The sequence below is a fragment of the Yoonia sp. genome, from assembly GCF_036770585.1.
Taxonomy (GTDB): domain Bacteria; phylum Pseudomonadota; class Alphaproteobacteria; order Rhodobacterales; family Rhodobacteraceae; genus Yoonia.
The window spans coordinates 1-9,716 of record NZ_DAIPIW010000085.1 but is presented as its reverse complement, the minus strand read 5'-3'; the positions used below and the strand labels follow the sequence as shown (position 1 = coordinate 9,716).

12 protein-coding genes are annotated in these 9,716 nt (G+C 64.2%); 4 read left to right on the top strand and 8 right to left on the bottom strand.

Features of this window, described 5'->3' with window-relative positions:
• Positions 1–1,094, top strand: a 1,094-nt coding sequence (locus tag V7N12_RS12380) for a Coenzyme F420 hydrogenase/dehydrogenase, beta subunit C-terminal domain (protein WP_333714910.1), incomplete at its 5' end; no start/stop codon positions are given.
• Here the strand turns inward: V7N12_RS12380 and V7N12_RS12375 are convergent.
• Both V7N12_RS12375 and V7N12_RS12370 read right to left on the bottom strand, forming a co-directional pair.
• The gene (locus V7N12_RS12375) at positions 1,059–1,598 is read right to left on the bottom strand and encodes a CBS domain-containing protein (protein ID WP_333714909.1); all 540 of its coding nucleotides are present in this window, start codon (positions 1,596–1,598) and stop codon (positions 1,059–1,061) included. The two genes, V7N12_RS12380 and V7N12_RS12375, sit on opposite strands and share 36 nt — an antisense overlap.
• A gap of 85 nt (positions 1,599–1,683) precedes the next feature.
• On the bottom strand, positions 1,684–2,142 hold the full coding sequence (locus tag V7N12_RS12370) for an Lrp/AsnC family transcriptional regulator (protein WP_333714908.1): 459 nt from the start codon (positions 2,140–2,142) through the stop codon (positions 1,684–1,686).
• Between the two features lie 138 nt (positions 2,143–2,280).
• Between V7N12_RS12370 and ald the strand changes: the two genes are divergently transcribed.
• Positions 2,281–3,399 (top strand): alanine dehydrogenase, encoded by a 1,119-nt coding sequence (gene ald, locus V7N12_RS12365; RefSeq protein WP_333714907.1) that lies wholly within the window; start codon positions 2,281–2,283, stop codon positions 3,397–3,399.
• A gap of 66 nt (positions 3,400–3,465) precedes the next feature.
• Here ald and mscL read toward each other — a convergent pair whose 3' ends face one another.
• Positions 3,466–3,894 (bottom strand): large conductance mechanosensitive channel protein MscL, encoded by a 429-nt coding sequence (gene mscL / locus V7N12_RS12360; protein WP_333714906.1) that lies wholly within the window; start codon positions 3,892–3,894, stop codon positions 3,466–3,468.
• A gap of 156 nt (positions 3,895–4,050) precedes the next feature.
• Between mscL and V7N12_RS12355 the strand changes: the two genes are divergently transcribed.
• Entirely contained in the window at positions 4,051–4,755 is a 705-nt protein-coding gene (locus V7N12_RS12355) for a glutathione S-transferase family protein (RefSeq protein WP_333714905.1), read from the top strand.
• Positions 4,756–4,763: 8 nt separating this feature from the next.
• Here the strand turns inward: V7N12_RS12355 and V7N12_RS12350 are convergent, their stop codons facing one another.
• Together V7N12_RS12350 and V7N12_RS12345 are read right to left on the bottom strand one after the other, a co-directional pair.
• Entirely contained in the window at positions 4,764–5,384 is a 621-nt protein-coding gene (locus V7N12_RS12350; protein WP_333714903.1) for a hypothetical protein, read from the bottom strand.
• Positions 5,384–5,992, bottom strand: coding sequence for an NAD(P)-dependent oxidoreductase (locus V7N12_RS12345; RefSeq protein WP_333714902.1), 609 nt, complete (start codon positions 5,990–5,992; stop codon positions 5,384–5,386). The genes V7N12_RS12350 and V7N12_RS12345 overlap by 1 nt, the downstream gene beginning before the upstream one ends.
• Before the next feature lie 92 nt (positions 5,993–6,084).
• Between V7N12_RS12345 and V7N12_RS12340 the strand changes: the two genes are divergently transcribed.
• Complete coding sequence (locus V7N12_RS12340; protein WP_333714901.1) at positions 6,085–6,423, top strand: winged helix-turn-helix transcriptional regulator; 339 nt, start codon at positions 6,085–6,087, stop codon at positions 6,421–6,423.
• 9 nt (positions 6,424–6,432) lie between these two features.
• Here V7N12_RS12340 and V7N12_RS12335 read toward each other — a convergent pair whose 3' ends face one another.
• From V7N12_RS12335 to pheT, 3 genes are all read right to left on the bottom strand, one after another.
• Complete coding sequence (locus V7N12_RS12335) at positions 6,433–6,888, bottom strand: YtoQ family protein (RefSeq protein ID WP_333714900.1); 456 nt, start codon at positions 6,886–6,888, stop codon at positions 6,433–6,435.
• 12 nt (positions 6,889–6,900) lie between these two features.
• Positions 6,901–7,323: a GNAT family N-acetyltransferase gene (locus V7N12_RS12330; RefSeq protein WP_333714899.1), complete on the bottom strand. Its 423-nt coding sequence runs from the start codon at positions 7,321–7,323 to the stop codon at positions 6,901–6,903.
• The coding region (pheT, locus tag V7N12_RS12325) for a phenylalanine--tRNA ligase subunit beta (protein WP_333714898.1) at positions 7,320–9,716 on the bottom strand (2,397 nt) is incomplete at its 5' end. The genes V7N12_RS12330 and pheT, both read right to left, overlap by 4 nt.

Genomic DNA, 9,716 nt, shown 5'->3' with positions numbered 1-9,716 from the left:
CCCGCATCCACGGCCGCCCCGCCGAAACGACGGGCGACGAGGCCTACTTTGGCGTCTTCCAGGGAATGTATCGCGCGTCCCTGACCCCTGCCCGGACAGGCGCGCAATGGACCGGCCTGACCACAGGGCTGGCCGAGCGTCTGCTGGAAACCGGGGCCGTCGATGCCGTTCTGACGATGATCCCAGATGAAACCGACAAATGGCGGCCCCGCCCCGCGCTGATCACCGATCCCGCCCGAATGGCCGAGGCGCGCGGGATGCGGATGGGCTATGCCCCCCTGCTTGCCCTTCTGGAACCGGCGCGTGAGGCTGGCTACAAACGCCTCGCCGTGATCGGCATCCCCTGCCAGATCTATGCCCTGCGCGCGCTGGAGGCGAAACTGGGGTTCGAGCGTCTCTATGTCATCGGCACCCCCTGTTCGGACAACACGACGACCGAGAATTTCCACGGCTTCCTCGCCCGCCTGACCGACAGGCCCGAGACCGTGACCTACCTTGAATTCCGCGCCGATTATCACGTCGAGATGCGGTTCGCGGACGGCACGAAACGCGAGATTCCCTTCCTGCGGCTGCCCCTGTCGGACCTGCCGCGCGACTTCTTCCCGACCACCTGCCGCACCTGCGTCGACTACACCAACCGGCTGGCCGATATCACCGTCGGCTATATGGCGGGCGAGGGCGAGCAATGGCTGATCGTGCGCAATCAGCGCGGGGCCGAGATGCTGGCAGGCTTGGGCGACGAGGTCCGCCTTGCCACCCCCGGCAGCAAGGGCAACCGCGCGGGCGGCGTCAAAGGCTTTATCGAGAACACAAGGCTTGCGGCGGGCGGGCTGCCCTTGCGGCGGATGCCCGACTGGCTGCGCGGCATCGTGGCATGGGTGCAGCCGCGGTTCGGCCCACGCGGCCTAGAATTCGCCCGCGCCCGTCTGGAAATGAAAGCCGCCGAGACCGTCCTGCACCTGCGCCGCGAGGAACCGGCCAAGATGAAGAACATGGTCCCCGCGCATGTCTGGAACCTTGTCGCCCCCTACGGCCTTGCGCCGGAAAAGGACGAGGTCCTAGCGCGCGCCGAGGACGATGATCATCAGAAGTGAATAAAGCGCGATCCCGCCGCCGATCAGCACATAATGGAAGTTGCTGGTCACCGTGGCCTTGGCCACCTCTTTCATCTGGCCCACCATCTCGGGCCAGGTGTAGCTGACGAAATCGCCTTGGGTGAAAACGGCCTTCACGCGGCCCTGATCATCGACGACCGGCAGGCGGCGGAAACGTTCGTTCGACATCATCCGCAGCCAGTCGATCATGTCGTCGGTCTCTTTCGCCAGACGCGGATCGCGGGTCATGATATCCGCCAGTTTGGTTTTCTTCGGGTCCAGCCCCTTGCCGACCAATTTGTTCATCACATCGCGTTCGGTGACGATACCGATGACCTTTTCATCATCATCCACCACCACGACGCATCCATAGTTCTTGTCCGACATGGCGGCCACGGCCTCGGCCACGGTCTGGTCGGGACCGCTGGTCAGGGGCTTGGGTTTGCGCTTGTATTCGCTGCGATCCATCAGGCGACTGCCTGGACGCTCGGCTTGCTCGGCCATCGTGGGCTCCTTTCGTTCCAATTCACCCTTAAACGCTAGGGCTGATCGGTCCGAGGTCAAAGGCGCCGCAGTTAAGGCTTGCGGGCTAGACCGGCAAAGCTGTGGTGTTTCGCACGGTGCGCAGCGCAAAGGAAGACTGCATCTGCGCCACCCCCGGCAGGGTCGCCAGATGCTTGCGATGGATGCGTGCGAAGTCCTCGGTATCGCCCGCCACGACCTTCAGAAGATAGTCCGCCGTCCCAGCCATCAGGTGACATTCCAGCACATCGGGCACGCGGGCGACGGCACGCTCGAAGGCGTCCAGCACCTCGTCCGCCTGGCCGCTTAGGGTGATCTCGACGAAGACCGTGGTGGGACGCCCCACCTTGCGCGGGTCCAGAAGCGCGACATAGTCGCGGATATACCCGTCTTTCTCCAGTCGCTGCACGCGGCGGTGGCAGGCCGAAGCCGACAGGTTCGCCTTCTCGGACAGCTCTGCATTCGACATGCGGCCGGCCTTCTGCAGCACCTCGAGAATACGGCGGTCGATACTGTCGATCTCCATTTGGCGCACGTTCCTTCGATAGAATGCCCTCTTCGCGCACGAACCTACCGCCAAGACGGGCCTAGGCCAAGATGGTTTTCCAAGACATTGCAGGCGCGAGAGGCGACACTTCGCGGCAGGGAGAAGGAGGATTCAACGATGCATATCGGTTGCCCCAAAGAGATCAAACCACAGGAATTCCGCGTCGGGATGACACCCAATGCCGCGCGCGAGGCCGTGCACCATGGCCACAAGGTCACGATTGAAACCGGCGCAGGCGCGGGCGCGGGTTTCAACGATGACGACTACATCGCCGCAGGGGCGCAGATTGCCGAGAGCGCCGCAGATATCTTCGCCAGCGCGGACATGATCGTGAAGGTCAAGGAACCGCAGCCCGTCGAGCGCAAGATGCTGCGCGAGGGGCAGATCCTGTTCACCTACCTGCACCTTGCCCCCGATCCTGAACAGACCAAGGACCTGCTGGGGTCCGGCGCGACCTGCATCGCCTATGAAACCGTGACCGACGACCGCGGCGGGCTGCCTCTGCTGGCGCCGATGTCCGAGGTCGCGGGGCGTCTGGCCCCACAGGTCGGCGCTTGGACTCTGCAAAAGGCAAACGGCGGGCGCGGCGTGCTGATGGGCGGTGTGCCCGGCGTCGGACCGGCGCGCGTGGTCGTGATCGGCGGTGGCGTCGTCGGCACCCATGCGGCACGCATCGCGGCGGGCATGGGCGCGGATGTGACGGTGCTCGACCGCTCGCTGCCTCGTCTGCGCTATCTCGACGACACCTTCGGCGGGCAGTTCAAGACTAGTTACGCCAGCGCCGGAAACACCATCGACCTGGCCCGCGAAGCCGACATGATCGTCGGCGCGGTCCTGATCCCCGGTGCGGCGGCCCCCAAACTGATCTCGCGCGCGCAGCTTGCCGAGCTGAAACCGGGGGCAGCCCTTGTCGATGTCGCCATCGACCAGGGCGGCTGCTTCGAGACCTCGAAACCCACGACACACGAAAACCCCGTCTACGAGGTCGACGGCATCATGCACTACTGCGTGGCCAATATGCCCGGGGCCGTGGCTCGGACATCCACCATCGCACTTGGCAACGCCACCATGCCCTTCATGCTGGCGCTGGCCGACAAAGGCTGGCGCAAGGCCTGCGAGGATGACCCGCACCTGCTGAACGGGCTGAACGTGCACGCAGGCAAGCTGACCTACTACGCGGTCGGCAAGGCGCTGGGGATCGACGTTCTCTCGCCTGCGCTGGCGCTCAAGGCGTAAGCCTGCGGCGGCACACTTCGGTTCGACCGACAGGCGGCCCGCCGCAAGACGGGCCGCCGCTGCACACTATCGTTGTTTTGCAAGCGCGTCGCGGATTTCCAGCAGGACGTCCAGTTCGGTCGGGCCCTTGGGGGCCTCGGGTGCTGGCTCTGCCTCTTTCTCGGCCATGTCCTTGATCCGGTTCACCGTCTTGACCAGCATGAAGACCACGAAGGCCACGATCAGGAAGTTGATCACCGCCATCAGGAAATTCCCGATCGCAAAGACGGAAATCCCCGCCTCGGTGCAGGCGGCAACCGAGGCGCAGGTGCCGTCGCCCAGGATGTAGAACCATCCCGAAAAGTCGATCCCGCCGGTGAAGAGCGCGATGATCGGGTTGATCAGATCGCCCACCAGCGACGTGACGATGGCCGTAAAGGCCGCCCCGATGATGATACCAACGGCCATGTCCATGACATTGCCCTTGGCGATGAAGGTCTTGAATTCGTTCAGCATCCTGTTCCCCGTAGCTATTGGCATGGCGGCGTCGCTATGGCTGGCTTCGCGCACCTGCGCACAGTGTTACCGTCCTGTTCACACAGACGCACGGGTTTTATTCTGTGTCAGGCTGCTTAGGTGGTTTTCGACCGAGACATGCAAAGGATATACGCAATGGCCGACCTCTCTGGCTTTCCGATCACCGCCCGCTGGCCCGCCAAGGACCCCTCTGTGATCCAGCTTTACAGCTACCCTACCCCCAATGGCGTCAAAGCCGCGATTGCGCTGGAAGAGATGGGGCTGGCCTACGAGCCGCACCTTGTGACCCTTGCGGATGCGGATGTGAAGAGCCCCGCATTCCTGTCGCTCAATCCCAACAACAAGATCCCCGCGATCATCGACCCCGACGGGCCGGACGGGGAACCAATCGGCCTCTGGGAAAGCGGCGCGATCCTGCTTTACCTCGCCGAAAAGACCGGCAAGCTGATCGGCAAGTCCGCCGCCGACAAACACAGGATCACCCAATGGCTGATGTTCCAGATGGGCGGCGTCGGGCCGATGTTCGGGCAGATGGGTTTCTTCTGGAAATTCGGCGGTGCCAAGATGGAAGATCCCACCGCCCGCAACCGCTACCGCGACGAGGCGATCCGCCTGCTGGCCGTGATCGAGAAAGCGCTCGACGGTCAGGACTGGATCGCCGTTGATTACTCGATTGCCGATATCGCGCTGGCCCCTTGGATCAACGCGCTGGAATTCTACGGGACGAAAGATCAGGTGGGCTATCACGACCTGAAGAACGTGCCGGCCTATGTGGAAAGGTTCTATGCGCGCCCAGCGGTGGACAAGGGCAAACGTGTGCCCGATCCGTCAGGCGCCTGAGCCATCGATCAAGGGCGGCTGCGCCCATTTTCGGCACCGGTCGCCTTTGTGATCGCCGCCACAAGCGCCTCTGGCGCATAGTGCATCGGCAGCGGGGATAACCGACCGCTATCGTCTTGCAACAAGAGCGTCGGAAAGGCCGTGATCCCAAGCCTGCGTCCATCCGCAAAGGCGGCATCGGCCAATGCGGGATCGTGAATGTCGGGCAGCTTCACCCCGGGCGCATATGCCGCCAGCAGCGGGGCATAGGCGTCGGGATCGTTCGGGTTCATCCCTTCGGCATAATGCGCCTCGGTGACAGCATGTGCGAAGGCCAGGGCCCTGTCGGGGTCCTGACGCCGGACGGCATCGACCGCAACAGCGGGCGGGCCAGAGGCCGCAATCGCATCAGGCCTGCGCATCCATGCAAAGAACGCCTCGGACGGGGCGCGACCGGTCACAGCTTGCAACCGGACAGCGGCTTGCCTGACATAGCTTTCCTTTTCTGCCGCAGGACCCACACGCGATCCGACGACAAGGCCTGCCATCGCAAGGCGAACGGGGATGATATCCGCCGCTGCGCGTATCGCCGGAGCGGCCCCATAGCACCAGCCGCAAATCGGATCATAGCCGTAGATCAAGACCGGCATCACGCAGCCCCCCGCAGACCTGAAACGAAAGGCGCTTGGCCGACCAGTTTTTCATCCTCCAGCGCCGCAAGCATGGCCGCCGCCAGATCCGCACGATCAATCGCCGTCGTATGGGGCCGGTCGAAATCGAACCGCCAGCCACCGGCAGGTTTGCCCGAGGTCAGACGCGGCGGGCGGAGTGCGGTCCAACGCAGGGTGCTTGCCGCCAGCATGTCGACCTCTTTCTGCCGGTCGGCCAGCATGCGGCCCGCGACAAGCTTCATGACCAGCCCGATCAGCCTGTCGCCCAGTCCCTTGTCGTCGCCCGGACGCGCGACAGCGGCCCCCGCGACCGTCAGAAAGCGCGCCTTCGGATCAGCCTGAAAGACAGCCTCGGCAGCGCGCGAGCAGACGGGATCGGTATTGGTCGAGGCCAGACAGGACAAGACCGCATCGGCATCGGACACCGCAGCGACGAAAGCGGCGTCGCCGAACTGACCGGTCAGGCTGACCTCGGCATCCTCACTTACGCGCCGACCGAACGATGTGACGTGATGGCCTGCCTTCTGTGCCGCCTTGACCACCTCGCGACCTGTGCGACCTGTCGCACCTAGTACCAGCAGTTTCATTGACCCGCCTTTCGTCTGTTGCAAAACTCTGTCGGTTTCACCTAGGCTGGGCATATCCTGTTTCGCAAGTACGCACCTTTTGGATACCACCCATGCAAACTGACGACGCGCCTGTTTTCCCCGAGGGTGACCCCGCGAATTGCCCCGTCGAGCGCACGTTGCGGCTGCTCGACGGCAGATGGCGGTTGATGGTGTTGTTCCGGCTTGGGGGGCGCGGCCCGACGCGATGGGGCGCTTTGCGGCGCTCGCTTGCGCCGATCACGCCGCGGGTTCTGACTGCGACATTGCGACAACTGGAAACGGACGGGCTGATCTGGCGCGACACGCAAGCCACCGTTCCGCCCATCGTCACATATGGGTTGACGGAAAAAGGGGCCGCCTTGTCACCTGTCTTCGCGGCGATGGCCGCCTGGGGCCAGAGGCACGACTAGGAAGGCGTCCTACCCCGGCAACCGCCCGTTCAGCACGTAGTCCAGTATCTCGACCACCTGACCCGGCGTTTCCACCACCGCCAATGCTGCGGCGTCCACTTCTTTCAGCGCATGTTGGTGTTCGGCCTGATGCATGACGATCAGCGACTTGCCCAAAGCCGCCGCATAGCCCGCATCGAAGGCCGCGTTCCATTGCTTGTATTGCGCGCCAAAACGCACGACGACGATATCGGCCTTTTCGATCCCCATCCGCGTGCGGATCGCGTTGAGGTTGGCGCCTTTGTTGTCATGCCAGAATTTCTTGTCCTCGGGCCCCATGATCGCGACGCCGCAATCGTCCGAGGCGGCGTGATCCGTGACCGGCCCGTCAAAGTCCACATCCAGTCCGGACTCTGTCACAGCCTTGGTGATCTGGTCACGCCAGTCGGTATGGATTTCGCCGGACAGGTAAACACGCAAGGTCATGGGACAGCTCCTTCAGGTCAGTTGCCTGGAAAGATAGACCCTTTCGCCCTCACGGCCAACCAACTCCCATCCCAGCTTGCGGTAGAAGACCTGCGTGCCGGTCATGCCGCGATGGGTGGCAAGCTCGATCGCGTCGAAACCATCGCGCTTGGCCGCCGCACAGGCGGTCTCGATCAGCAGCCGCCCGATGCCGCGCCCCGCGATGGCAGGATCGACGGCGAGGTTCGCGATATGCGCCTGCCCGTCCAGCCGCAGGACGATGCCGCCGCGCAGGACGCCTGCGATCTCGGCGACCCAGACATAGTGGCGGATGATATCCTCGGCAACACCTTCGTCGACGGGCGGCAGGTCGAGGTGCTGGTAGGGCGCATAGGCCGCGATGATCACATGGGTCAGAGGTGCTGCATCGGCGTCGGTGGCGCGCCGGATTTTCACCCGCGCAACACCCCGCCGGTGGCCTTGGTGACCTTCTCGACGATTTTCGCGCTGACCGCCTCGATCTCGGCATCCTTGAGCGTGGTTTCGGTCGGTTGCAGGCGCACGGTGATCGCGAGTGACTTCTTGCCTTCGCCCAGGCTGCCGCCGATGAATTCGTCGAAGACGCGCACGTCCGTGATCAGCGCCTTGTCGGCACCAGCCGCGGCGTTCACCAGCGTCAGCGCCTCGATTTCCACATCGACGACGAAGGCGAAGTCGCGCTCGACCGCTTGCAGGTCGGTGATCTGAAGCGCGGCACGGGTGGCCGTCTTGGCGCGTGGTTCCGGCACCTCGTCGGGGTAGACAACAAAGGCCACGGCAGGGCCTTTCACATCCATCGCGCGCAGCACCTTGGGGTGCAATTCGCCGAAGACCGCCAGAACCTTTTTCGGGCCCAGACAGATCTTGCCGTGACGGCCCGGATGCCACCAGCCTTCGGCCCCGCGCAGGATCTGCACCTTGGAGGGGGCACCGATGGCGGCCAGCACGGCCTCGGCATCGGCCTTGGCATCATAGAGGTCCACAGGCCGCGAAGTGCCGTGCACGTCCTTCGGGCCGGTGCGACCGATCAGGACGCCGGTGACAAGGTTGTGCTGTTCCCCGGGCTCGCCCCCCTGGAAACCTGCGCCGACCTCGAAGAGGCCCATATCCATGAAACCCCGCGCCTGATTGCGGGCGACCGCGCGCAGCAGGCCGGGCAGCAGGTTGGGGCGCATGTGGGACAGCTCGGTCGAGATCGGGTTCTCCAACATGGTCGCATCGTCGCCGCCGCCGAACAGCGTCGCCGCCTCGGCGTCGATGAAGCTGTAGGTCACACATTCGTTGTAGCCCAGCGCCGCCGCCGTGCGTTTCGCCGCCTGCTGGCGCTGCTGGCTGATGGTCAGGATCGGCTTGGGCACGCCTGCGTTGGCGCGCGCCATGGGCTTGCCTTTCAGCTTGGTCAGCGAGGCGATCCGCGCCACCTCTTCCACCAGATCGGCCTCGCCCAGCACATCGGGTCGCCAGCTTGGAACATGGGCCATGTTGCCCTCCATCCGGAAGCCGAGCGCGGTCAGAGTCTGGCGCTGCACCGGTTCGGGAATATCCATGCCCACCAGCGAGGAACAGCGCGCCGCGTCCAGCCTGTAGGCGCGCGCAGTATCGGGCACCGCACCCGCCATGATCAGCTCTGACACCTCGCCGCCTGCGTGATCCACGATCATCCGCACGGCATGTTCCAGCCCTTCGGGTGTGAAGGCCGGATCGACGCCGCGCTCGAACCGGTAGCGCGCATCCGAGTTGATCTTCAGCGCACGGCCCGCATAGGCGATCTGCACCGGATCCCAATAGGCGCTTTCGACAAAGACGTTCACCGTCGCCTCGGTGCAGCCGGTGTGGTCGCCGCCCATGATGCCTGCGATGCTTTCGGGGCCGTTGTCGTCGGAAATGACCATCTGACCCGCCGCAAGCCTGTATTCCTTGTCATCGAGCGCCAAGAGCGTCTCGCCCCCCTTCGCGCGATGCACCCGCAGGTTTCCGACCACCTTGTCGGTATCAAAGACGTGCAAGGGGCGGTTCAGGTCATAGGTGAACCAGTTGGTCACATCGACGAGGAAGCTGATCGGACGAAGACCAATGGCGCGCAACTGCTGTTGCAACCATGCCGGGCTGGGGCCGTTCTTGACGCCACGGATCAGGCGACCGGCGAAAACCGGGCAGCCGTCGCGGGTGTCGTCGTCGATCGAGACAGTCAGATCAGCGGTAAAGCTGGCCGGCACCGGATCGACCGACAAAGGCTTGAGCTTGCCCAAACCGCGCGCGGCCAGATCACGCGCGACACCACGCACGCCCAGCGCATCGGGGCGGTTGGGGGTGATCGCGATCTCGATCACGGGGTCGACGGTGTCGGGGCGGTTCGCGGCCAGCCAGTCGGTGAAGCGCGCGCCCACCTCGCCCGAGGGCAGTTCGATGATGCCGTCATGTTCGTCCGAGAGTTCCATCTCGCGTTCGGAACACATCATGCCGTGGCTTTCGATCCCGCGGATCTTGCCCACGCCGATGGTCGTGTCGATGCCGGGCACGTAGGTGCCGGGCGACGCGATGACGACGGTGATCCCCGCGCGCGCGTTCGGCGCACCGCAGATGATCTGCGTCATGCCGTCCTTTGTCTCCACCTGACAGACCCGCAGCTTGTCCGCATCGGGGTGCTTTTCCGCGCTGATCACCTTGCCGATGGTGAAATCGGCCAGCTTCTCGGCGGGGTTCTCGAGGCCTTCGACCTCGAGGCCAAGGTCGGTCAGCGCCTCGGCGATGTTATCGAGGGAAGCGGTGGTCTCGAGGTGGTGTTTCAGCCATGAGAGGGTGAATTTCAT